This window comes from Nonomuraea sp. NPDC005983, assembly GCF_040614375.1.
Classification (GTDB): domain Bacteria; phylum Actinomycetota; class Actinomycetes; order Streptosporangiales; family Streptosporangiaceae; genus Nonomuraea.
In genome coordinates this window covers 1-22,735 of sequence record NZ_JBEXUP010000076.1, presented here as the reverse complement: position 1 = coordinate 22,735, position 22,735 = coordinate 1, and the positions used below count along the sequence as shown (strand labels likewise).

Sequence of the window (22,735 nt, the reverse complement as noted above, 5' to 3'; positions counted from 1 at the left end):
TGCCGGCCGGGCCACTGCGTTGGGAGGGCTCCGATGCGCCGTCGCGCCGTCGCGCTGCTGTTACCGCTGGCGCTGCTGGCGGCGTGCACCGACGAGGTGCCTGCGCCGAACGGTGCCCCGGGCGGCGCGGAGCCGGAGGTCGGCGGCGCGTTCGGCGCCAGGCCGACGATCGTCTTCCCCGCCGGCAGGCCCGCCGCCGGCCTGCGGGTGAACCAGCCGGCCGAGGGGAAGGGCGCGCCGCTGGAGCCGGACGCCGTGGCGATCGTGCAGTACACGGCGCACGTGTGGGACGGCGGCGCGAACCGGCTCGTCGACTCCAGCTTCAACCGGGGCGCTCCGGCCGCGTTCCCAGTGGGGCGGCTGCTGCCGGGGCTCGACAGGGCGCTGCGGGGGCGCAGGGTGGGCAGCCGGATCGTCGCCGCCATCCCGCCGGGGGAGGGGTTCGGCGCGAACCCGCCGCAGGGCGTCGGCCCCGGCGACGATTTGCTCTACGTGATCGACATCCTCGGCGCCCACGCCAGGGGCGTGTCGGTCAAGGGCGCGGCGGCTCGCTGGCGGGGGTGCGGGTCACGGGTGGTACCCGTCCCGGGCTGTCGGTTCCGGCGGCGGCGCCGCCCAGGAGGTTCGCCGCCAAGGTCCTCGTCAGGGGGCGCGGGCGCAGGGTGCAGGCGGGGCAGCTGCTGGTGACACAGTACGAGGGCGCGATCTGGAGCCGGCGCCGCATCTTCGACGCCACCTGGAGTACCGGCCTGCCGAAAGCCTTCAAGATCGGCGACGGCAGCGTGATCAAGGGCTGGGACCGGGCGCTGGCCGGCGTGCCGGTCGGCAGCCGGGTGCTGATGATCGTCCCGCCCGCCTACGGGTACGGGCCGACGGGCCGGCCGGCCTTCGGCATCCGCGCGCGTGACACCTTGGTCTTCGTGGTCGACGTGCTCGCCGCCTACTAGGTGGTCCTAGACTCCGGCTGTGAGCGGAGACGACCTGGAGACGCTGGCGCTGCTGCACGACCCGGTACGGCGGAGCCTGTACGAGGCGGTGGCCTCCGGCGGCGGTGACGTGGGCAGGGGTGAGGCCGCGGAGGCCGCGGGGGTGTCCAGGACACTCGCCGGTCACCATCTCGACAAGCTGGTCGAGGCCGGCCTGCTGGAGAGCGGGTTCAGGGCGCAGGAGCGCAAGGGGCCGGGCAGCGGGCGTCCGGCGAAGGTGTACCGCAGGGCCGCGGGCGAGCGGTCGGTGAGCCTGCCGCCGCGCGACTACCAGGCGCTCGCCTCCGTACTGGCCGACGTCGTGGCGGTGCTGGGGGCCGAGGAGCAGGCCGAGGAGTCCGCCCGCCGGGCCGGTAGGCGGCTGGCCGGTGGGCGTGCCATGCCCGTCGAGGACGTGCTGCGCGAGCGCGGCTACGAGCCGTACCGTGCGGGCGGGCGGTTGCGGCTGCGCAACTGCCCCTTCCATGTGCTGGCCGAAGAGCAGCCGCTGCTGGTCTGCTCGATGAACCTGGCGCTGTGCCAGGGGCTGCTGGAGGGGCTCGGTGACGATCCCGGACGCGCGGAGCTCGATCCCCGGCCGGGGGAGTGCTGTGTCGCCCTTTCTAAAATAAACGGAGATTGACATAGAAGGGTCGGGGGTGGTCTGCTGAGCGTCATGCATCTCGCCCAGCTCAACATCGCGCACCTGCGGGCCCCCATCGACGCCCCCGAGCTCGCCGAGTTCGTCGCCCTGCTCGAACCCGTCAACGCCGTCGCCGATGAGTCCCCCGGGTTCGTGTGGCGGCTCAAGGAGAGCGAGCAGGACCCGTCCGCGACCGTCGTCCACGACTACGGCGACCACCTGCTCATCAACTTCTCGGTGTGGGAGTCGCTGGAGACGCTCTGGAACTACGTCTACCGCAGCGCCCATCTGGGCGTGCTGCGGCGGCGCAGGGACTGGTTCCTGCGCATGGCGGAGCCGTACATGGTGATGTGGTGGATCCCCGAAGGCGAGATCCCGACCCTCGGCGAAGCCATGCGTCGCCTGGAACGCCTCAAGACCCACGGGCCGAGCCCCGAGGCGTTCACCTTCAAGGACTCCTACGACAGCAGCGAGGCCGCGAACCTGCCCGCCGCCGCCGACGTCAGGAAGTAGGCCAGGTCCTCCTCCAGGCCGCGTCCCATCGTCGACAGCCTGACAGGGGAGGCGCGCAGCGCCTCGTGCAGCCCGCCGACCGGCACCGGCACCAGCTCGTGCCGGACGGCCAGCAGCTCCGACTGGTCCCTGACCAGCTCGCCGAACGTGCCCGGCAGCTCCGGCACGGGCACCTGGGCGGGCGCCAGCGCGACCCGTCCGTAGGCGGTCAGCGAGTGGTGCGAGACCCCGTAGTGCCGCTCGCGCCGGTCGCCCTCGCTGACCCGCAGCGCCGCCACCGGACGCCCGAGCAGCACGGCGGCGGCGTTGACCGCCTCGCCCGCCATCACGCCGGAGAACCCCCACCGGGTGCCCGACCCCAGGTTGCCGGGGCCCTGCGTGACGATCGCCACGTCGGCCTCCAGCACGTGCCTGGCCGCCAGCAGCCCGGTGTGCGTCGTCACCGCCTCCACGTCCCCGCCGAACGCCTGCCCGACCGTGACGACGCCCGCCAGCCAGCCGGCCTCGCGCAGCTTCGCGCACGACATCGAGAACCACGCGGGCAGCGCGCCGCCGTCCTGCATGACGTACGCGACCCGGACGTCCGGGCGTGACTCGCGCAGCCCGCACAGGATCGGCGGCAGCGCCGAGTGCAGGTCGGACACCACAACCGGCATCCCGTCGAGCGAGTCGGCCTCGCGCAGGACGTCGTGGAACGGCGAGTCCTGCTCGTCCGCGCCGAGCACCGTGGCCTGGAGCGGCGTGTACCGGGCCTTCACCAGGTGCCCCGGACCATCGGGATCTTCCGGCAAACGGTTCGGGACGGCCACCACCATGGCGTAACCTCCCGTACCGAGACCCATCGCGAGTGCCGTCGTGTTGAGCAGCACCTCGTCGCCGGGTTCCGGGCGGCCCACCAGGGGAGGGTAGGCCAGCGCCCGGCACTCCCCTTCGGGGACGGCGACGTCCAGCTCCACCGCCCCCGGCCACTCGCGCCGGACCCGCAACACCTCGCCCTTGCGCCATCTGATCACGGGGGCAGGGTAGCGTCGTTGAAGGAGGAGTGCAGATGTCGCGCCGTAAGACCGAGCGGTTGCTGAATCTCGTGATCTGCCTGCTCGCCACCCACCGCCCCTTGTCGGCCGAGCAGATCCGCCAGGCCGTGCCCGGTTACGACCGCGACGGCGACGAGGCGTTCCAGCGGATGTTCGAGCGTGACAAGAACGAGCTGCGTGAGATCGGTATCCCCATCGACGTGGTCCGCGACCCGTGGGAGGACGAGCCGGGCTACCGGATCGAGCGGGAGTCCTACGAGCTGCCCGAGATCACCCTGGAGCCCGACGAGGCGGCCGTGCTGGGCCTGGCCGCGCAGGTGTGGCAGCGGGCCAGCCTGGCCGAGGCGGCGTCCGGCGCGCTGCTGAAGCTGCGCGCGGGCGGCGTCGCCACCGACGCCAGCGCGGGCGACGCGCTGGAGCTGAGGCTCGACACCCGCGACCCGGCCTTCCCGGCGCTGTGGGACGCCGTGCGCGACCGCCGCGTGGTGCGCTTCGACTACCGCGGCGCCGGCAGCGAGAGCGTGCGCAGCCGCCTGGTCGAGCCGTGGGGCGTGGTCAGCCGGCGCGGGCGCTGGTATCTGGCCGGGTTCGACCGCGGGCGCGAGGCGCCGCGCGCCTTCCGGCTGAGCCGCATCACCGGCCAGGTGACGACCGTCGGCAGGCCGGGCGCCGTCGAGGTGCCGGAAGGGGTGGACCTGCGGGCCATGGTCGGCTTCCCCGACGAGCCGATGGAGGAGCGCACCGCCGTGATCCGCGTGCGGCAGGGCGCGTGCGAGGGCCTGCGCCAGCTCGCCGCCGCCGTCCACGCGGGCACCGACGGCTGGGACGAGGCCGAGCTGCGCTTCACCGACCCCGAGCGGCTGGCCGGATGGATGGCCAGCCTGGGCTCCGACGTCGAGGTGGTCGAGCCGCCCGACGCCCGCGAGGCCGTGATCCGCCGACTGAAGGGGGCCCTGGCATGACCGAGCGCTGCGAGCGCTGCAAGCGCCGCGAGCCGAGCGCGGGAGAGCCGGCGTGAGCGGGTCGGCCGACCGGCTGCCGAGGCTGCTGGCGCTGGTGCCGTACCTGATGTCCCATCCGGGGGCGCAGGTCGGCGAGGTGGCCGAGGTGTTCGGGCTGAGCGAGAAGCAGCTCATCGACGACCTGCAGCTGGTCTGGATGTGCGGGCTGCCGGGGCACACGCCCGGCGACCTCATCGACGTGTCCTGGGACGGCGGCGAGATCATCATCGACAACGCCGACACCATCGCCAGACCGCTGCGGCTCGGCATCGACGAGGCCAGCGCGCTGCTGGTCGCGCTGCGCATGCTGGCCGCCACGCCCGAGCTGGCCGAGGCGCAGGGCGACGCGCTGCCGCGGGTGACGGCCAAGCTGGAGCGCGCGGCGGGGGAGGGCGCCGCCGAGGTGAGCAGCCAGGTCGCGGTCGACGTCGACGCCGCCCCCGACGCGCTGCCGCGCGTGCGTGAGGGGCTCACCAGGAGGCGCAGGCTGTCGCTGCGCTACTACGTGCCCGGCCGCGACGAGGTGACGCCGCGCGAGGTGGACCCGACGCGGCTGGTGATGGTCGACGGGCGCACCTACCTGGAGGGGTGGTGCTACCGGGCCGAGGCGATGCGGCTGTTCAGGCTCGACCGGATGCTCGGCGTGGACGTCCTGGACGTGCCCGCCGACCCGCCCGCCGAGGCCGAGCCGATCGACGTCACCCGGGGCGTCTTCCGTCCTTCGCCCACCGACGAGCTGGTGGAGCTGGAGGTGACCGCCGCGGGGCGGTGGGTGGCCGAGTACTACCCGTGCGAGCAGGTCGCCGAGCTGGGCGAGGGGCGGCTGCGGGTCGCGCTGCGCGCCCGCGACGAGGACTGGATCCTCAGGCTGGCGCTGCGGCTCGGCGACACCGGCAGGGTCGTCTCGCCGCCCGCGATGGCCGGGCGGGTGCGGGAGGAGGCCGAGCGGGCCCTGGCCCGGTACGCTCACCGGTCATGACGTGGATCTTCTTGTCGATCGGGCTGGGCGTCGCCGGGCTGGCGGTGTTGGCGCTCGCCGGGTTCCGGGTCCTGTCCGCGGCACGTAGGCTGAACAGGGAAGTCGCCGAAGCTCGCGCGAAGATCGAGCCCAGGCGGCCCGGATTGCGAGACCAGGGGTATGAGACCGGGCCCCCGGCAGCGTACGATCGTGGCTGAAACAGCACTCGCTCAAAAAGGACGTTTCATGTCAAATCTCGGAGTCCCCGAGCTTCTCATCATCGCGGGCGTGCTCGTCCTGCTGTTCGGTGCGAAGAAACTGCCGGAGATGGCAAGGGGCGTCGGCAGGTCGATGCGGATCTTCAAGTCGGAGACGGCCAAGCTCCGCGACGACGAGGACGCTCCCACCACCGTCCAGGCCACGCAGGCTCCGGCGCCTGCCCAGCCGCAGCAGCAGCCGGTCGCCTCGCAGCAGATCCCGCCGGCCGCGCCCGTGCTGTCGGCCGAGGAGCAGGCTCGCCAGCTGGAGGAGCAGGCGGCCAGGCTGCGCGCCGGCGCCGCTGCCGCGAAGGCCGACAAGCAAGCCTGATCCTGTCCCTCCTCACCCTTGGACTGCTAGATGGCGCTGCTCAAACGGTCGAGCGACAGCGGGCAGGCACGCGACCCCGAGGGTCGCATGCCGTTGATGGACCATCTGCGTGAGCTGCGCAACCGGCTGCTCATCGCGATGCTCGCGTTGGTCGTGGGCATCATCATCGGCTGGATCTTCTTCGATCCGGTGTGGGAGTTCATCAAAGCCCCGTACTGCCAGACCTCCCAGTCGCGCCAGCTCAACGGACACTGCGCCCTCACCTACGGCGGCATCTTCCAGTCCTTCTTCATCACGTTGAAGGTCTCGGCGATGGTCGGCCTGGTGCTGTCGTCGCCTGTGTGGCTCTACCAGATCTGGGCGTTCGTCACGCCCGCGCTCTACCGCAAAGAGAAGCGTTACTCGCTGTCGTTCCTCGGGCTGGCGATCCCGCTGTTCCTCCTCGGCGCCGTGCTGGCGTACTTCATCATGGACACCAGCCTGGCGATCCTGCTGGGGTTCTCGCTCGAGGGCACGGTCGCGACCATCCAGATCGACGACTATCTCGACTACGTCCTGATCATGTTGCTGATCTTCGGCGTGTCCTTCGAGCTTCCGCTGTTGCTGGTGTTCCTCAACGTGATCGGTGTGCTGTCGCACGCCACGGTGGCCAAGCACCGGCGGATGGTCATCTTCCTGATGTTCGTGTTCGGCGCCGTCATCACGCCCGGCGGCGACCCGATCACCATGATGGCCTTGGCCGCGCCGATGATCCTGCTGTTCGCGGCCGCGGAGCTGTTCATGTACCTGCGCGAGAAGCGGCTGCCCGCGGGCGAGGACTTCTCGCACCTGTCCGACGATGAGGCCTCGTCGCTGGAAGAAGAGGATTCCGGTCCCGGGCGATAAGCGGTAGGTTCCGGGCGTGTCCCCTCAACTCGCCCTGCTCGTCAACCCCGCCGCCCGCGGCGGCAGGACGCTGCGCCTGCTCGAGCCCGTGGTCCGCCGCCTGCGCGCGGGCGGAGCCGAGGTGGCGGTGATCGTCGGCCGTGACGCCGCCGACGCGCTGGAACGGGCCTGCGCCGTCGCGGCGGAGCGTCCCGACGCGCTCGTGGCCTTCGGCGGCGACGGCCTGGTCCACCTGGCCGTGCAGGCCGTGGCGGGCACCGGAGTGCCGCTAGGCATCATCCCGATGGGCACCGGCAACGACCTCGCCTCCGCGTTCGGCGTCCCGCTGAAGGATCCGATGGCGGCGGCCCGCACCGTGCTGCGGATGCGGACCCGGCAGGTCGACGCCGTCCGCGTCCGGGCGGGCCTGGCCGACGAGTTGTTCGCCGGGGTGATGTGCTGCGGGTTCGACTCGCGGGTCAACGAGCGGGCCAACCGGCTGACCTGGCCGTCCGGCCGGGCGAAGTACCTGCGGGCGATGGTGGAGGAGCTGCGGGCGTTCCGGCCCATCCCGTTCCGCGTCACCCTCGACGGCGACGAGGTGATCGAGCGGGAGGCCATGCTGGTGGCCGTCGGCAACACCGGGTCCTACGGCGCCGGGATGCGGGTCTGCCCCGGTGCGCGACCCGACGACGGGCTGCTCGACGTGGTGATGCTGCAGGCCGTCGGCAAGGCGGAGTTCCTGCGCGTCTTCCCCAGCGTCTTCCGGGGGACGCACGTCGACCATCCCGCCGTGTCGGTCAGGCGGGCCAGGCACGTCCGGCTGGAGGCGCCCGAGGTGGTGGCCTACGCCGACGGGGAGCGTGTCGGGCCGATCCCCGTCACCTGCGAGGTCCAGCCTGGCGCGCTCCGGGTGCTCTGCTAGCAACCTGACTTTGTAAAGGCGCTCGGCTCAGACGCCCGCCCGCACCGGCGGCGGGGGCTCGGCGGCGGCCGGTCGGGACGTCCTGAGCAGGGCCGCGAGGACGAGCGCGGCGGCCATCACGCCCGCCGCCGAGACGAACACCACGTCGACGCCGTCCACGAGCGCCTGCACCACCCGCGCCCGGGTCTGCGGCGGCAGCGCGGCGCTCAGGCTGCGGGCGTCCAGGCCGGAGGGGAGCCGCGACTCGGTGGCGCGGTTCAGCACGATTCCGAACACGGCCGTGCCCAGGGCCGAGCCGAGCACCTGGGTGAAGCGGATCGCCGTCGTGGCCACCCCGAGCTGCGAGGGCGCCGCCGAGTTCTGCACCAGCATGACGACGATGCCGAGGACCATGCCGAGGCCGACGCCCATGAGGAGCAGGTCGAAGCGGAGCGTCCACGGCGAGGTGTCGGTGCGCAGCAGGCTCAGCAGCGCCATCGAGGCCGTCACGCAGGCCGTGCCCGCCACGAGGAACGGCTTGGTGGCGCGGCCCTTGGCGATGAGGACGCCGGAGACGGTGCCGGAGAGCACCATGCCCGCCGCCATCGGGATGAGGTACAGCCCCGAGTCGGTGGCCTGGACCCCCATCGCGGCCTGGAGGTAGACGACGGTGTAGAGCAGGCCGCCCGCCATGCCGAAGCCGGTCAGCAGTTGCAGCGGCAGCGCGATCCCCAGCGTCCGGTCGCGGAACATCGACAGCGGCAGGATCGGCTCCGCGGCGGCGAGCTGCCGCCAGCCGAACGCGGCGAACAGCGCGACGTCCAGTGCGATGAGCGCGAGCATGGCGGGGGAGTTCCAGGCGTAGGTCCTGCCGCCCCACTCGACGACCAGCAGCAGCAGGCAGGCCGCCGCGGCCACCAGGGCGGCGCCGGGGTAGTCGATGCGGTGCCGCAGCCCGCCGTCCCGCAGTCTGATCGCCGCGGCGGCCGACACCAGCACGAACAGGCCGACCGGCAGGTTGATGAAGAAGATCCACCGCCATGACAGGTGGTCGGTGAACAGGCCGCCTATCAGCGGGCCCGCGACCATGCCGAGCCCGGCGAGCAGGCCGCCCGCAACGCCGGCCGAGGCCCGCTTGTCGGCGGGGGTGAGGTGGGCGGCGACGACGAGGGTGACGCTCATCAGCCCGCCGCCGCCGAGCCCCTGCACCGCGCGGAACGCGATGAGCTGCCCCATGTCCTGTGCCAGTCCGCACAGCGCGGACCCGGCGAGGAACACCGCGACCGCGCCGAGATAGATCCGCTTGGCGCCGTAGACGTCGCACAGCTTGCCGTACAGCGGCAGCGCGGCGGTGGCGGCCAGCGAGTACGCGGTGACCAGCCACGGCAGGCGTTCCAGGCCGTGCGCGGGGTCGAGCTCGCCGACGATCGACCACGAGGCGGTCGAGACGATGTTCTGGTCGAGGACGGCCAGGATGAGCGTGAGCAACACGCCCACCATGGCGACCCTCTTCTGCTGTCCGGTCATCTTTGTAGACTGAGTCAAAAATTCGACCGAGTCAACTTCGATAAGGTGGGGGCGTGCGAGAGGGGCTGCGCGAGCGCAAGAAGCGGGAGACCCGCCAGGCGATCCACGACGCCGCGATGGAGCTGTTCGCCGAGCGCGGATTCGCTGGGGTGTCGGTGGTGGAGATCGCCGAACGGGTGGGCGTGTCCAAGATGACGGTGTTCAACTACTTCCCGACCAAGGAGGACATCGTGCTCGGCCCCATGGAGGAGAGCTTCGGCGACATCGCCTCCCTGGTGCGCGACCGGCGTCCGGGGGAGTCGCTGGTGGCGGGGGTACGACGGGAGTTCCTGGAGCGGCTGGCCAGGCACGCGCCCGAGACCGGCCTCGACGACAGCCCCGGCTTTCTGCGGCAGCTCAGCCTGTTCAGGCAGACCCCGTCGCTGGGGGCCAGGCTGCTGATGTTCCACGTCGCCGCCGAGGCCGCGCTGACCGCCGCCATCGAGGAGGAACGGCCCGGCGACCCGCGCGCCCCGTACGCCGCCAGCCAGCTCTACGGGCTGCTGCGCACCCTGCAGACGCAGAACACCCGCCGCATCTACCAGGGGCAGCGCGCCGAGCAGGCCTACCCGGACGCGCTGGCGGCCGCGAACACCGGCTTCGACCTGCTGGAGAGCGGCCTGGGCGACTACCTGGCGCCCTAGGGGCCGCGCCGGCCCCTTCCCGACACCGTGGGCCCGCGCCGTCCCTCCGCCTCGCCCTGGGCCTGCGGCCCCCTTCTCCTGCCCGGCCGGGACTGACCGGAATGGTGATTTCGGTAGGGTGGCGACTATGACGACGCCTGCGGAACGCTACGCCGCCTTCCGTCAGAAGTACGGGGACGACGGGCCCGCGCTCAGATCGTTCCGGGGTCTGTACGACTTCCAGCTCGACGACTTCCAGAGCGACGCCTGCCGCGCGCTGGAAGCCGGAGACGGGGTCCTCGTGGCGGCCCCCACCGGCTCGGGCAAGACGGTCGTCGGCGAGTTCGCCGTCCACCTGGGCCTGGAGGAGGGGCGCAAGTGCTTCTACACCACCCCGATCAAGGCGCTGTCCAACCAGAAGTACAACGACCTGGTCAAACGGTACGGCCCGGCCAAGGTCGGCCTGCTGACCGGTGACAACAGCGTCAACGGCGAGGCCCCGATCGTGGTGATGACCACCGAGGTGCTGCGCAACATGCTGTACGCCGGGTCCGCCACGCTGGCGGGGCTGGGCTTCGTGGTCATGGACGAGGTGCACTACCTGGCCGACCGCTTCCGCGGCGCGGTCTGGGAAGAGGTCATCATCCACCTGCCCGAGTCGGTCCGGCTGGCGGCGCTGTCGGCGACGGTCAGCAACGCCGAGGAGTTCGGCGAGTGGCTCGGCGAGGTGCGCGGCGACACCACGGTCATCGTCGACGAGGTCCGCCCGGTGCCGCTGTGGCAGCACATGATGATCGGCCACGGCATCTACGACCTGTTCATGTCCGACGATGAGACGCCGCGGATCAACCCCACGCTGATGCGGGTCACCCGCGACGCCGAGCGGCTCACGGCGGGCCGCGGCAGGCGCGGCTACGCCCGGCCGCAGCGCTCCAGGCCGCCCGACCGGGCGCAGGTGATCGAGAAGCTCGACGCCGAGGCGCTGCTGCCCGCGATCACGTTCATCTTCTCCCGCGCGGGTTGCGACGCGGCCGTCCTGCAGTGCCTGCACGCCGGGATCCGGCTCACCACCGAGCGGGAGCGCCACGAGATCAGGCAGCTCGTCGACGAGCGCACCGCCCACCTGCCCGACGAGGACCTGGCCGTGCTCGGCTACCTGGAATGGCGCGACTGCCTGGAGCGCGGCCTGGCCGCCCACCACGCGGGCATGTTGCCGGCCTTCAAGGAGGTCGTCGAGGAGCTTTTCACCCGCGGCCTGGTCAAGGCGGTCTTCGCCACCGAGACGCTGGCGCTGGGCATCAACATGCCCGCCCGCAGCGTCGTCATCGAGAAGCTCGACAAGTGGAACGGCGAGACGCACGCCGACCTCACCCCCGGCGAGTACACCCAGCTCACCGGCCGGGCGGGGCGGCGCGGCATCGACGTCGAGGGCCACGCGGTGGTGCTGTGGCAGCCGGGGATGGACCCGCTGTCGGTGGCCGGGCTCGCGGGCACCCGCACCTACCCGCTGCGCTCCAGCTTCCAGCCGTCCTACAACATGGCGGTCAACCTGGTCGGCCAGTTCGGCAGGGAGCGCGCCCGCACGCTGCTGGAGGAGTCGTTCGCGCAGTTCCAGGCCGACAGGGCGGTCGTGGGGCTGGCCAAGCAGCTGCGCAAGCACGAGGAGGCGCTGGAGGGCTACCAGGAGGCGATGACCTGCCACCTGGGCGACTTCACCGAGTACGCCGGGCTGCGCCGCCGCCTGTCCGACCGCGAGGCGGAGCTGTCCAGGCAGCGGGGCGCCGCGCGCAGGGCCGCCGCGGTCCGCTCGCTGGAGGCGCTGCAGCCGGGCGACGTGATCCGGGTGCCGGGCGGCCGAAGGGCGGGGCTGGCGATCGTGCTCGACCCCGGGCGCAACCCGCGCGGCAACGGCCCGAGCCCGCTGGTGCTCACGATCGGCAAGCAGGTCAAGAAGCTCGACGCGGCCGACTTCCCCGTCCCGGTGGAGCCGATCGAGAAGCTGCGCATCCCGAAGAACTTCAACGGCCGCTCGCCCAAGGAGCGCGCCAACCTCGTCTCCAGCCTGCTCGCCAAGATCGGCGACCGCGATCTGGGCAAGCCGGTCAGGGCCCGCGACCACGCCGTCGAGGACGACGAGATCAACGAGCTGCGCCGGCGCATCCGCCAGCACCCGTGCCACGGCTGCGACGAGCGCGAGAGCCACGCCCGCTGGGCCGAGCGCTACTACAAGCTGCTGCGCGAGACCGAGGGGCTGCGCCGCCGGGTCGAGGGCCGCTCGCACGTCATCTCCCGCACCTTCGACCGGATCTGCTCGGTGCTGGAGCAGCTCGGCTACCTGGAGGGCGAGACCGTCACCGACGAGGGCCGCCGGCTCGGCCGCATCTACACCGAGCTGGACCTGCTGACCGCCGAGTGTCTGCGCAGCGGCCTGTGGGAGGAACTGGAGCCGGCGGAGCTGGCCGCGTGCGTCTCGGCGCTGGTGTTCGAGTCGCGGCAGGCCGATGACGCCCGTCGTCCCAAGATCCCGGCGGGCCGGGCGCAGGACGCGCTGTCGGCCATGACGCGGCTCTGGGCCGAGCTGGAGGGCATCGAGTCCGACCACGGGCTGTCCACCATCCGCGAGCCGGACCTGGGCTTCGCGTGGGCGGCGTTCCGCTGGACGAAGGGGCACAACCTCGACGCGGTGCTGATGGACGGCGTCAACGGCAGCGAGCTGGCGGCGGGCGACTTCGTCCGGTGGATCAAGCAGCTGATGGATCTGCTCGGCCAGCTCGGCAACGCGGCCCCGCCCGGTAGCAAGATCAAGCAGACGGCGGCCAAGGCCATGGACGGCATGCGCCGCGGCGTGGTGGCGTACTCGTCGCTGGCCTGATCGTCCTCGACTGACCGGCCGGTCAAGGTGGTGTCGTGGTTCGTTTACCCAAGGTAACCATCAGGGCAGTTTTTGCGGCGTTCTTCGCGGAAATCCCCATGTCGGAAGCCTGATGCCCCTCCGGGCGCCGGCCCCACCGGCGTCCAGCCACCCCGCCAGGAGGTTGCCATGTTCGCCCTCGTCGCCGCTGTGCTGTTCCTGCTCGCTCTCGTCTTCGCCATCGCCGGGGTCGCCGTCGGCGGCATCGTGACGGTCACCACGCTCGGCGTCGCGGGCCTGCTCTGCCTCTCCCTGCACCTGATGGGGGTCGGCGCGGGCTGGCGTCCGCTCGGCAAGTAAGGCCAGGACCGCACCCAGGAAGGCACCCAGGAACCCAGGAAGGCACTAGGCCAGCGTGAAGCGGACCTCGCGGGTCGCGGGGTCCGCTCGCGTCAGCCGGACGGTGACCGTCTCGCCCAGCGGCAGGGGGCCATCGCAGCGGGCGATGACGGCCGGGTCCTCCAGTTGCACCTGGCCGCCCCCGCGACGGTCGTCGGTGTCGATCACCACCGCCTGGAACGGCTGTCCGATCCTGTCGCGCAGCAGGAACGCCTCCACCAGGTCCACGCAGGCGCGCTCGACGGCGCTCGCGCGCCTGCCAGTGGCCGACATGATGTCCGGCAGGGCCGGCAGCGACCGTGTGACGTCCTGCGGTATCGGCTCGCCCGCGGCGATCGCCAGGCACACCTCCGTGGCGTACCTGTCGGCCAGGCGCCGCAGCGGGGCCGTCACGTGCGCGTACGGGGCCGCCACCGCCGCATGGTCGGCGAGCTTCGGCGGGGCGCCGTCGAACGCGACGTAGCCCGAGCCGCGCAGCAGCACCTTCGACTCGTGCAGGAACGCGGCCTGGCGGGGGTCGCGCGGGTCCAGCCCGTGCACCACCTGACCGTAGGACGCGCCGTCCGGCCAGGACACGCCCAGCGCGCCGGCGACCCTGCGGACCTTGGTCAGGTCGCCCGCCTGCGGCGGCGGCAGGACCCGCAGCAGGCCGACCTCCGCGTCCAGCATCATCGAGGCGGCGGCCACGCCGGTGAGCAGGGAGATCTGCGCGTTCCACGCCTCGGCGGGCAGCGGCGCCCGGTAGGCGAGCCGGTAGCCGCCGTCGGCCGCGACCACCTCCTGCTCGGGGGTGGGCAGCGTGACGCCGCCACGCTCGCGCTCCCGTTCCAGCCTGAGCTCGCCGATCTCGGCCAGCAGGCCGAGTGTGCCGTCGGCGGTGCCGGTCTCGACGGACGCCTGGACGTAGCCGTAGTCCAGCCGTTCCCGGCTGCGGACCAGGGCCCGCTGGACGTCGGCGCCGACCGTGCGGCCCTCGGCGTCCAGGTCGATGCGCCACACGGCCGCCGGGCGCGTCGTGCCGGGGAGCAGGCTGGCCGCGCCCTCCGACAGCACCGCGGGATGCAGCGGCACCCGGCCGACGGGCAGGTAGACGGTCTCGCCGCGGGTGCGGGCCTCGGTGTCGATCGCGCCGCCGGGACGCACGAACGCGCCGACGTCGGCGATGGCGTACCAGACGCGGTAGCCGGCGCCGAGCCGCTCCAGGTGGACGGCCTGGTCGAGGTCCATTGAGCCGGGCGGGTCGATGGTGACGAACGGCAGGTCCGTCAGGTCGTCCCGTCCGTCGAGCTTCGGCGCCTCGGCCACCCGCTCCGCCTCGTCCAGGACGGCCTCGGGGAACGCGCCCGGCAGCTTGAGCTCGCGCAGGACGCGGTCGAAACCGTCCTCGAGACGGGTTGGTATCTGGCTTTCGACCCGTATGTTCGTTTTCGGCACTCGCTCAACCTAGCGCTGTTCAGTCCGGCGCCTCGATGACGGGTGCCGCGGGCGCAGCCCGCCGGCCCGTCCGGCTCTCAGGACGCCAGGACGTCCAGGAGACGGTTGAGCGGGCTGTCGAGGCCGTAGCGGTCGGCCAGGCGCACCAGCGACTCGGGGTCGCGCGGCTTCGACGGGAGAGCCAGGTCGGCGGCGGGCAGCGGCGCGTCGGAGACCACCTCCACCACCGCGGGCGCCACCCTCAGGTAGTCGCGGGCGGCGACCAGGCGGGCGCGGGCGCCCGCTGGGAAGCCGGACGTCTCGCCAGCGTCGAGCGCCGCCAGCAGCGCCTCCAGCGAGCCGAAGCGGGTGATGAGCGAGGCCGCCGTCTTCTCGCCGACGCCCGGCACGCCGGGCAGGCCGTCGCTGGGGTCGCCGCGCAGCGTCGCGAAGTCGGCGTAGGCGCGGCCGGGGATGCCGTACTTGCCCGTCACGAACGCCTCGTCCACCAGCTGCAGGTTGCGCACGCCGCGCGCCGTGTACAGGACGCGGACCGGGCGGGAGTCGTCGACGAGCTGGAACAGGTCGCGGTCGCCCGTCACGATGTCGACCGCGCCGCTCGCCCGGTGGGTCAGGGTGCCGATCACGTCGTCGGCCTCGTGGCCGGGCGACTCCAGCCTGGCGATGCCCACCGCGTCGAGCACCTGCTCGATCACCGGGATCTGGGGCACCAGCGTGTCGGGCACCTCCTCGGCGTCGCCCTGGGCGACCCGGTGCGCCTTGTACGTCGGGATCGCCGCCACCCGGAAGGCGGGTCGCCAGTCGGCGTCCATGGTGGCCGCCAGCTCGGTGGGCTCGTGCTGGCGCACCAGGGTGGCGATCATGTCGATGAGGCCGCGCACCGCGTTGACGGGCATGCCGTCGGGCGCGGTGATCGTGTCGGGGATGCCGTAGAAGGCGCGGAAGTACAGCGACGGTGTGTCCAGAAGCATCAGCACCCGTCCATGGTCGCACCCCCGGCGGCCTGCTGCTCGTCTCCCACGACGCCCCCACCGATGCCCCCACCTATGCCCACCGCCAGCAGGCACGCGTCGTCCTCCGGGTTGGGGCCGCCGATGTCGGTGAGCAGGCGGTCGAGCGCGGTGTCCAGGTCGTGGCCCGGCAGGTCGCGGGCCGCGGCGAGCACCAGGCGCAGGCCTGCGTCGATGTCGCGGGTGCGCCGCTCCACCAGGCCGTCGGTGAACAGCAGCAGCAGGTCGCCGTCGCGCAGCTCGGTGCTGGCCAGCTGGTAGCTCAGGTCGCAGGCGGCCCCCAGGACCACCCCCTTGGGGTGGTCGAGCTGCCTGGCCGTGCCGTCGCGCACCAGGATCGGCGCCAGGTTGCCCGCCTGGCCCCAGGTGAACACCATGGTCGCGATGTCGAGGTGGCCGATGACCGCCGTGGCCGTCGTCTCCTGCAGCCGGTGCAGCACCAGCTCGTTCAGCCAACGCAGCAGCCTGTCGGCGGGCTCGCCGGTCATGGTCAGCCCGATCAGGGCGTGCCGGAGCTGGGCCATGCGGGCGATCGCGGACAGGCCGTGGCCGGAGACGTCGCCGATGGCCAGCAGCGCCCGGCCGTCGGGCAGGACCGCGGCGTCAAACCAGTCGCCGCCCAGGTGGGCCGTCTTCTCCGCAGGGACGTAGCGCACCGCGATCCTGGTGTGCGGCAGGTCGAGGCAGCCGACGGGCTCGGGCAGGATCGCCTCGCGCAGCGCCAGCATCACGTGCCGCTCCTCGGCCGCCTGCTCGCGCGCCTCCAGCAGCTGGCGGCGCGACTCGGTCATGATCCGCTCGGCGCGGCGGCGGCCGGTGATGTCCTGCACCACGCCGTGCACCACACCTTCGGCCGCACCTTCGACCGTGCTGCGGCCCTCGCCGTGCCCCTCACCGTTCACCGCGGTCAGCGGCTCCAAGACGATGCGCAGGTTGCGCAGCTCTCCGCCCCGCCGGATGCGCACCTCGGCCTGCACCGGCTCCGGGCTCCGCCCGACCGAGCACAGCAGCTTCTCCAGCGCCCACAGGTCGCGGGGCTCCACGTGCGCGGCCAGGTCGGACAGGCCGATCGGCCCATCGTCGCGGTTCCTGCCGAAGATCACGTAGACCTGGTCGGACCAGAGCGCCTCGCCGGTGTGCAGGTTCCACTCGGCCCAGCCCAGGTTCCCGAGCCGTTCCGCGTGCGCCAGCCTGGCGGCCAGCATGGCCGCGGCCTGCTGCTTGGCGGGGTGCCGGGTGAGCTCGCCCGCGCTCATCGGACGATGGTGCGGGCCGCCTCTGATGTCGACCATGGTCACACTCCAGAAAGGCGGTGGAACGGGACAATTGGCCCACCATACGTGACCGGTCTTCAACAGAGTGTAGCGGGGGCTTGCCGCGTTGTGAGAGCTTTTCGCGGATTTTAGGCAGCCCGGTCCGGAGTAGATTGAGGGCTGTGACGTCCTCAGATCTGTATCCCGTTTCCCGCCTGGCAGCCGTCCAGGAAGCCACCGCCAAGGCGGGCCTCGACGCCCTGCTCCTCACGCCGGGCCCCGACCTGCGCTACGTCAGCGGCTACGACGCCAAGCCGCTGGAGCGGCTGACCTGCCTGGTGGTGCCCGCATCCGGCGAGTCGTACATGATGGTGCCGCGCCTGGAGCTGCCCGCCGCGGAGGCCTCGCCCGCGTCCCGGCTCGGGCTGGAGTTCGTGGCGTGGGACGAGACCGACGACCCGTACGAGATCGCGGCCAAGCGGCTCGGGCAGGTCGCCAAGGTCGGGCTCGCCGACCGGATGTGGGCGATGGCGTCCCTGCGCTTCCGCGCCGCGCTGCCGGCGGCCGAGCAGGTGCTCGCCGGCACCGTGCTGCGCGAGCTGCGGATGCGCAAGTCGCCCGTGGAGGTGGCGGCGCTGCGCGAGGCGGGCGAGGCGATCGACTCCGTGCACCGGCGGGTGCCCGAGCTGCTGCGCGCGGGGCGCACCGAGCGCGAGGTGGGCCGCGACATCGCCGAGGCGATCCTGGCCGCGGGCCACTCGACGGTCGACTTCGTCATCGTCGCGTCCGGGCCGAACGGGGCCAGCCCGCACCACGATGTGTCGGACCGGGTGATCCAGCCCGGTGAGCCCGTCGTCGTCGACATCGGCGGCCAGCTGCACAACGGGTACTGCTCCGACTCCACCCGCACCTACTCCGTCGGCGAGCCGCCCGCCGAGTTCGCGTCCTACTACGAGGTGCTGCGCCAGGCCCAGGAGGCCGCCTGCGCCGCCGTCCGGCCGGGCGTGCCATGCGAGTCGATCGACGCGGCCGCCCGCGACCTGATCGCCGAGGCCGGCTACGGCGAGTACTTCGTCCACCGCACCGGGCACGGCATCGGCATCGAGACGCACGAGGAGCCCTACATCATCTCCGGCAACGCCGAGCCGATGGAGCCGGGCTTCGCCTTCTCCGTCGAGCCCGGCATCTACCTGCCCGGCAGGCACGGGGCGCGCATCGAGGACATCGTGGTGTGCACCGAGTCCGGGGGCGAGCGGCTCAACAACACCCCTCGAGAATTGGTGATCATTTAGGGCAGAATCGGGGCATACACGCTCTCACGAGGAGTTTTCGATGACTGTCGAACGTGCCCTGCCCACCCCTGAGGCGCACGACCTGCTCGACCTGGCCCGCGACCTGATCGCCAAGGAGGTCGCGCCCCGGGCCGCGGCCGACGAGGCCGCCGGGCAGTTCCCGCGCGAGGTGTTCGCCACGCTCGGCGCCGCCGGGCTGCTCGGCCTGCCGTACCCGGAGGAGTACGGCGGCGCCGCCCAGCCGCAGGAGGTGTACCTGCAGGTCGTGGAGGAGCTGGCGGCCGGATGGCTGGCCGTCGGGCTGGGCACGTCCGTGCACACCCTGTCCTGCTTCCCCGTGGCGGCCTACGGCGGCGAGGAGCAGAAGGCCGAGCTGCTGCCCGCCATGCTCGGCGGCGACCTGCTCGGCGCCTACTGCCTGTCGGAGCCGCAGTCCGGCTCCGACGCCGCCGCGCTCACCACCAAGGCGGTCCCGGGCCCCGACGGGTACGCCGTCAGCGGCGTCAAGGCGTGGATCACCCACGGCGGCGTCGCCGACTTCTACACGCTGATGGCCCGCACCGGGGAGGCCGGGCCGCGCGGCATCTCCTGCCTGCACGTCCCGGCCGGGCTCGACGGGCTGTCCTTCGCCACTCCCGAGCACAAGATGGGCATGCGCTCCTCGCCCACCGCCCAGGTCCGCTTCGACGACGTGCGGCTGCCGCACTCCGCGCTCGTCGGAGCGGAGGGAGAGGGGTTCCGCATCGCCATGGCGGCCCTCGACGGGGGCAGGCTCGGCATCGCCGCCTGCGCCGTGGGCGTCGCCCGGGCCGCCCTCGACACCGCCGCCTCCTACGCCAGGGAGCGGCGCCAGTTCGGCAGCCGCATCGTCGACTTCCAGGGGATCTCGTTCATGCTGGCCGACATGGCCACGCAGATCGCCGCCGCCCGCGCCCTGTACCTGGAGGCCGCCAGGCTCCGCGACGCGGGCAGGCCCTACGGGACGAAGGCGGCCATGGCCAAGCTGTTCGCCACCGACATGTGCATGAAGGTCACCACGGACGCCGTCCAGATCCTGGGCGGGTACGGGTACGTCGAGGACTTCCCGGTGGAGCGGTACATGCGTGAGGCCAAGGTCCTGCAGATCGTGGAGGGCACCAACCAGATCCAGCGCCTGGTGATCGGCCGGACCTTCGCCAAGGGGTGACAGCCGGCTGGTCCGCCGATCCCGGGGCCCGGAAGACGCGCTGCCGGGGTCCGACCGGTAGCTGAGCCGGCGGCGCTTCGTCCAGGTTCGTCACGCAAGAGAGAGGCCGCATGACGGGTGAGCGGATCATCGGCGTCGGGGTCGTGCTGACCGCGCCGGACGGGCGGATCCTGCTGGGGGAGCGGCACAAGGCCGGGGAGAGCCCGTCGTGGTGCCTGCCCGGCGGTGCCGTCGAGGCAGGCGAGACGTTCGAGGTGGCGGCGGTGCGGGAACTCGGCGAGGAGACCGGTATCCGTGACGCCGGGCCGCCCCGCGTCGTGGCGGTCGTGGTGGACCATCCGGGCGGCGCGGTGCGGGTCACGGCGGCGGTCGTCATGGCGCTGGGCGCCACGGCTCCCGCTGTCACCGAGCCGCAGGTCTTCCGGGCGTGGCGGTGGTTCGCGCAGGAGGACCTGCCGTCCCCGCTGTTCCCGGCGACCGCCCACGTGCTGGCCGCCACCACCGGCGCCCCATCCGTCCCGGACGCGGTCGGCTACTACCCCGTCCTTGTCGGAGTGGCTGAGGCGGGAGTGGGCCAGCGCCCACTCGAAACCCGCACGGGGGGCTCAGGCGGCGCAACGGGATCAATCAGGGGTGCAGTGCCGACCTGAGGGCGGAGATGGATCTTTGGGGACTTTGTGGCTGGCGAGTCAGCGTTGCTCCGGTGGGGCGCGGGAGCGGCGGCTTCTATCCTGCTGCACATGACGGTGGGGTTTCTGTTCTGTGCGGATCCGCTGCGGCCTCGCGGTGTCGATCCGCACTTCGCCGCGCAGGCACAGGCCGTACGGGATCTCGGCGGGACGGTGGCGCTGATCGACCACGACGCGCTGACGGCGGGCCGGGTCGAGGAGGCGGTGGCGCGGGTGCCCGCCGGGTTCGGGCCCGTCTGGTACCGAGGGTGGATGCTGCGCACGGAACAGTACCGGACGCTCGACGAGACGCTGCGGCGGAGGGACTGCCACCTGCTCACCGACGCCCGCGCCTACCGCACCGGCCACGAGCTGCCCGGCTGGATCTTCAGCTTCCGCCACCTGACGCCCGCCACGGCCGTGCTCCCGATGGCGTCCGGAGAGGCGCCCCCGGACGCGGAGCGGCTGGGCAGGCTCACCGCCGGGCTGGGCGGCGGCTTCGTGGTGAAGGACTACGTCAAGTCCCGCAAGCACGAGTGGCTGGAGGCCTGCTACGCGCCCGACCTGGCGGCGCTGGAACGCGTGTCGGCCCGCTTCCTCGAACTCCAGGGCGAGGACCTGACCGGCGGGCTGGTCATCCGCGAGTTCGAACGCTTCGACGAGCGTCAGACCCGGGTCTGGTGGCTGGACGGTGAGCCGATCTTCATCGGGCCGCACCCCGACAGCTCCGACGGCGCCTTCCTGAACCCCGGCGACCTGGGGGAGGCGCGGGAAGCGGTCGGCGACCTCGCGGCCCGGTTCGTCACCACCGATCTGGCACGGCGGGACGACGCTCTCTGGCGGGTGATCGAGGTGGGCGACGGCCAGGTCAGCGACTGGCCGTCGGGCGTGGACCCGTCCGCGCTGGCCGGCCCGCTCCTCGCCGCCAGGATCGCCTGACCCGGTGCCCCGGCTGAGTGACCCCTCGGGAGAAGGGGCGCTCGCCGTTCAGCCGATGAGATGACCGGTTTCGGTCTGTGGGCTGATTTCGGAAAGACGGGTGTATCAGATCCCCTCCGTCGGACTCTGCCAAGAGGAGAGCAACGGAGGGGGTGAGACAGGATGCATCTCGGACGGACGACAGAGCTGGCCTTACTGCGCGCGGAGCTGCACGCCTCCGATGCGGGCCCCGCGCGAAGGGTGCTGGTCGAAGGGCCGGAGGGGATCGGCAAGACCGCGCTGATCCGCCAGGCGTTCGACACCGAGCAGCCCCTGCGGCTGCTCTCGGCGAGCGGGGAGGAGGCCGAGCGCGGGCTCAGGTTCGGCGTGATGCGCCAGCTCGCGCCGGACGCGACCGGCGACGACCCGTACACCGTGGGACAGTCCGTCTGCGACGCCATCGGCCGCCTCCAGGCCGAGGGGCCGGTGGTCGTCGTGGTCGACGACGCCCAGTGGGCCGACAGGCTGTCACTGAGGGCTCTCACGTACGTCCTGCGCCGCCTGCGCGGTGGTCGCGTCCTGGTGGTCGTGGCCTGCAGGGACGTCGCCGACCCGTGGCTTCCTGACGGGTTGCGTCGCCTGCTGACCGGCGACGGTGCTCTCCGCACCCCGCTGACCGGCCTGACCACCCCGGAACTCGCCGGCCTGGCGGAACAGGCAGGACTGCCGGCCCGAGCCGGGCAGGTGGACGCGTCCGGGGCTGCCGGGCAGGTGGACGGGGCTGGGCGTGCGGAGGCGTTCGCGCCTGTCGGCCCGCTGGACGGGGGCGGGCCGGTTGGGGGCCTCGGGCGGCAGGCGCTGTCCGAGCGGGCGGTCGCCCGGTTGCGCGCGCACACACTGGGGAACCCGCTGCACGCCCTCGCGCTGCTCGCGACCGTCCCGCCGCATCGGCTGGCCGATCCGGCCGCGCCGCTGCCCGCACCTGACACCTACGCCCGTCCGTTCGCCAGGCGGCTGGAGGCCTGCGGGCCGAGCGCGCGGGCGCTCGTGGCCGCCTGCGCCGTTCTCGGCGGACGGACCACGCTTCACCTCGCCGCGACGGTGGCTGCCTCGGCGGCTGCCACAGCGGCTGCCACAGTGGCTGCCACAGTGGCTGCCTCTGCGATGCCCGCTCCGTCCCGTCCGACCGCGCGGCCTGCGGGGGCCCGCGCAGTGGTGCGGGCGGCGGGCGTCGCCTGGGCCGGTGTGCCGGCCGGGGCGCTGGACGCGCTCGAAGAGGCCGTCACCGCCGGAGTGCTGGAAGAGTCCCCCGGCAGGGTCATCGGCTTTACCGAGCCCCTGGCGCGGGCGGCCGCGTACGGCCGGCTGGGCGCGGGGGCGCGGGCCAGGCTGCATCTGGCGGCCGCCGGGGTGGTCGAGGACGCCGGGCAGGCGCTGCGTCATCGGGCCGCCGCCGCGAGCGGTCCCGACGAGGCGCTGGCCGAGGAGCTGGCCCGGTACGCCGCCAAGGCCGCCCAGCACGGCCTGTGGGAGGAGGCCACCGCCCATCTCGAGGTGGCGGCGGGGCTGGCCGAGTCCGCCGCCCGTCGCGACGAGTTGCAGACGGCCGTGCTCGAACACGTCCTGATGGGCGGGGACGTCGGGCGGGCGGCCGAGCTGGCCGCCGTCCGGAACGCCGACCCTCGCCCGGTGCGGCGGTACGTGCTCGGACGGCTCGCGCTGGCCTCCGGACGCCTCGAGGAGGCGGCAGGGCTGCTCGCGTCGGCCTGGCGCGACAGGGAGCCGGGCTTCGCCGCCGACGTCGCCGAGCAGCTCGCCTGGCTGCACCTCGTCACGGCCGACCGCGAGGGCGCGGCGACGTGGGCGCTGGCGGCCATCGAGGAGCCCATCCAGGGGGTGGCGGCCCGTCCGTACGACGTGCTGGTGCTGAGCTCGCCCGACGCCGAGAGGCGGCGGGAGGAGCCCGAGGGCGGCGTGGCGGCCGCGGTCCGCAGGTTGCGGGAGGACGACGCCGCGGGGGCGCGCCGACTGCTGGCAGGGACCGTGGCCGCGCTCGCCGGGTCAG

Annotated in this window: 23 protein-coding genes; 18 read left to right on the top strand and 5 right to left on the bottom strand. The window is 72.8% G+C overall.

Going from position 1 to position 22,735, the window contains the following annotated elements:
* Positions 1 to 33: 33 nt before the first annotated feature.
* Genes ABZ297_RS28810 through ABZ297_RS28795 form a run of 4 tightly spaced genes read left to right on the top strand, consistent with a single transcriptional unit; the run spans position 34 to position 2,121 of the window.
* Positions 34 to 687 (top strand): FKBP-type peptidyl-prolyl cis-trans isomerase, encoded by a 654-nt coding sequence (locus ABZ297_RS28810; protein ID WP_355352050.1) that lies wholly within the window; start codon positions 34 to 36, stop codon positions 685 to 687.
* Positions 684 to 947 carry an FKBP-type peptidyl-prolyl cis-trans isomerase gene (locus tag ABZ297_RS28805; RefSeq protein WP_355352047.1) on the top strand — a complete coding sequence of 88 codons (264 nt, stop codon included), beginning with the start codon at positions 684 to 686 and terminating at the stop codon, positions 945 to 947. The genes ABZ297_RS28810 and ABZ297_RS28805 overlap by 4 nt, the downstream gene beginning before the upstream one ends.
* Before the next feature lie 19 nt (positions 948 to 966).
* Positions 967 to 1,608 carry a helix-turn-helix domain-containing protein gene (locus ABZ297_RS28800; protein ID WP_355352044.1) on the top strand — a complete coding sequence of 214 codons (642 nt, stop codon included), beginning with the start codon at positions 967 to 969 and terminating at the stop codon, positions 1,606 to 1,608.
* Positions 1,609 to 1,641: 33 nt separating this feature from the next.
* Entirely contained in the window at positions 1,642 to 2,121 is a 480-nt protein-coding gene (locus ABZ297_RS28795) for a DUF3291 domain-containing protein (protein ID WP_355352041.1), read from the top strand.
* Here the strand turns inward: ABZ297_RS28795 and ABZ297_RS28790 are convergent.
* Positions 2,067 to 3,134 (bottom strand): DUF3866 family protein, encoded by a 1,068-nt coding sequence (locus tag ABZ297_RS28790; RefSeq protein ID WP_355352038.1) that lies wholly within the window; start codon positions 3,132 to 3,134, stop codon positions 2,067 to 2,069. The genes ABZ297_RS28795 and ABZ297_RS28790 overlap by 55 nt on opposite strands.
* Positions 3,135 to 3,169: 35 nt before the next feature.
* Here ABZ297_RS28790 and ABZ297_RS28785 point away from each other — a divergent pair, with 35 nt between their 5' ends.
* From ABZ297_RS28785 to ABZ297_RS28760, 6 genes are read left to right on the top strand one after another with little or no spacing between them, the layout of a single operon-like run.
* Positions 3,170 to 4,117 (top strand): WYL domain-containing protein, encoded by a 948-nt coding sequence (locus ABZ297_RS28785; protein WP_355352035.1) that lies wholly within the window; start codon positions 3,170 to 3,172, stop codon positions 4,115 to 4,117.
* A gap of 52 nt (positions 4,118 to 4,169) precedes the next feature.
* Complete coding sequence (locus tag ABZ297_RS28780; RefSeq protein ID WP_355352032.1) at positions 4,170 to 5,135, top strand: WYL domain-containing protein; 966 nt, start codon at positions 4,170 to 4,172, stop codon at positions 5,133 to 5,135.
* Entirely contained in the window at positions 5,132 to 5,332 is a 201-nt protein-coding gene (locus ABZ297_RS28775) for a hypothetical protein (protein ID WP_355352029.1), read from the top strand. Before ABZ297_RS28780 ends, ABZ297_RS28775 begins: the two co-directional genes overlap by 4 nt.
* A 28-nt stretch (positions 5,333 to 5,360) precedes the next feature.
* Positions 5,361 to 5,702, top strand: coding sequence for a Sec-independent protein translocase subunit TatA (gene tatA / locus ABZ297_RS28770; protein WP_355352026.1), 342 nt, complete (start codon positions 5,361 to 5,363; stop codon positions 5,700 to 5,702).
* A 30-nt stretch (positions 5,703 to 5,732) separates the two neighbouring features.
* Complete coding sequence (gene tatC / locus ABZ297_RS28765; protein ID WP_355352023.1) at positions 5,733 to 6,587, top strand: twin-arginine translocase subunit TatC; 855 nt, start codon at positions 5,733 to 5,735, stop codon at positions 6,585 to 6,587.
* Between the two features lie 16 nt (positions 6,588 to 6,603).
* The gene (locus tag ABZ297_RS28760) at positions 6,604 to 7,491 is read left to right on the top strand and encodes a diacylglycerol kinase (protein WP_355352020.1); all 888 of its coding nucleotides are present in this window, start codon (positions 6,604 to 6,606) and stop codon (positions 7,489 to 7,491) included.
* A 27-nt stretch (positions 7,492 to 7,518) separates the two neighbouring features.
* Here ABZ297_RS28760 and ABZ297_RS28755 read toward each other — a convergent pair whose 3' ends face one another.
* Positions 7,519 to 8,997: an MDR family MFS transporter gene (locus ABZ297_RS28755; RefSeq protein ID WP_355352017.1), complete on the bottom strand. Its 1,479-nt coding sequence runs from the start codon at positions 8,995 to 8,997 to the stop codon at positions 7,519 to 7,521.
* A 53-nt stretch (positions 8,998 to 9,050) separates the two neighbouring features.
* Here ABZ297_RS28755 and ABZ297_RS28750 point away from each other — a divergent pair, with 53 nt between their 5' ends.
* From ABZ297_RS28750 to ABZ297_RS28740, 3 genes are all read left to right on the top strand, one after another.
* Positions 9,051 to 9,680, top strand: coding sequence for a TetR family transcriptional regulator (locus ABZ297_RS28750; RefSeq protein WP_355352014.1), 630 nt, complete (start codon positions 9,051 to 9,053; stop codon positions 9,678 to 9,680).
* Positions 9,681 to 9,807: 127 nt separating this feature from the next.
* The gene (locus ABZ297_RS28745; protein WP_355352011.1) at positions 9,808 to 12,531 is read left to right on the top strand and encodes a DEAD/DEAH box helicase; all 2,724 of its coding nucleotides are present in this window, start codon (positions 9,808 to 9,810) and stop codon (positions 12,529 to 12,531) included.
* Positions 12,532 to 12,699: 168 nt separating this feature from the next.
* Positions 12,700 to 12,870 carry a hypothetical protein gene (locus ABZ297_RS28740; protein ID WP_350810453.1) on the top strand — a complete coding sequence of 57 codons (171 nt, stop codon included), beginning with the start codon at positions 12,700 to 12,702 and terminating at the stop codon, positions 12,868 to 12,870.
* Positions 12,871 to 12,915: 45 nt separating this feature from the next.
* Here ABZ297_RS28740 and ABZ297_RS28735 read toward each other — a convergent pair whose 3' ends face one another.
* The 3 genes from ABZ297_RS28735 to ABZ297_RS28725 form a co-directional block, all read right to left on the bottom strand.
* Positions 12,916 to 14,343 carry an RNB domain-containing ribonuclease gene (locus tag ABZ297_RS28735; protein ID WP_355352007.1) on the bottom strand — a complete coding sequence of 476 codons (1,428 nt, stop codon included), beginning with the start codon at positions 14,341 to 14,343 and terminating at the stop codon, positions 12,916 to 12,918.
* A gap of 77 nt (positions 14,344 to 14,420) precedes the next feature.
* Positions 14,421 to 15,314 carry a 5'-3' exonuclease gene (locus ABZ297_RS28730; protein ID WP_355352108.1) on the bottom strand — a complete coding sequence of 298 codons (894 nt, stop codon included), beginning with the start codon at positions 15,312 to 15,314 and terminating at the stop codon, positions 14,421 to 14,423.
* On the bottom strand, positions 15,314 to 16,645 hold the full coding sequence (locus ABZ297_RS28725) for a PP2C family protein-serine/threonine phosphatase (protein ID WP_355352004.1): 1,332 nt from the start codon (positions 16,643 to 16,645) through the stop codon (positions 15,314 to 15,316). The genes ABZ297_RS28730 and ABZ297_RS28725 overlap by 1 nt, the downstream gene beginning before the upstream one ends.
* 143 nt (positions 16,646 to 16,788) lie before the next feature.
* On the opposite strand from ABZ297_RS28725, the gene ABZ297_RS28720 reads away from it, so the two are divergent.
* From ABZ297_RS28720 to ABZ297_RS28700, 5 genes are all read left to right on the top strand, one after another.
* On the top strand, positions 16,789 to 17,898 hold the full coding sequence (locus ABZ297_RS28720; RefSeq protein ID WP_355352001.1) for a Xaa-Pro peptidase family protein: 1,110 nt from the start codon (positions 16,789 to 16,791) through the stop codon (positions 17,896 to 17,898).
* A gap of 40 nt (positions 17,899 to 17,938) precedes the next feature.
* Positions 17,939 to 19,084: an acyl-CoA dehydrogenase family protein gene (locus ABZ297_RS28715; RefSeq protein ID WP_355351998.1), complete on the top strand. Its 1,146-nt coding sequence runs from the start codon at positions 17,939 to 17,941 to the stop codon at positions 19,082 to 19,084.
* A gap of 110 nt (positions 19,085 to 19,194) precedes the next feature.
* On the top strand, positions 19,195 to 19,734 hold the full coding sequence (locus ABZ297_RS28710) for an NUDIX domain-containing protein (RefSeq protein ID WP_355351995.1): 540 nt from the start codon (positions 19,195 to 19,197) through the stop codon (positions 19,732 to 19,734).
* A 90-nt stretch (positions 19,735 to 19,824) separates the two neighbouring features.
* Positions 19,825 to 20,691: an ATP-grasp domain-containing protein gene (locus ABZ297_RS28705; RefSeq protein WP_355351992.1), complete on the top strand. Its 867-nt coding sequence runs from the start codon at positions 19,825 to 19,827 to the stop codon at positions 20,689 to 20,691.
* Between the two features lie 162 nt (positions 20,692 to 20,853).
* On the top strand, positions 20,854 to 22,735 hold a 1,882-nt coding region (locus ABZ297_RS28700), incomplete at its 3' end, for an ATP-binding protein (protein WP_355351989.1).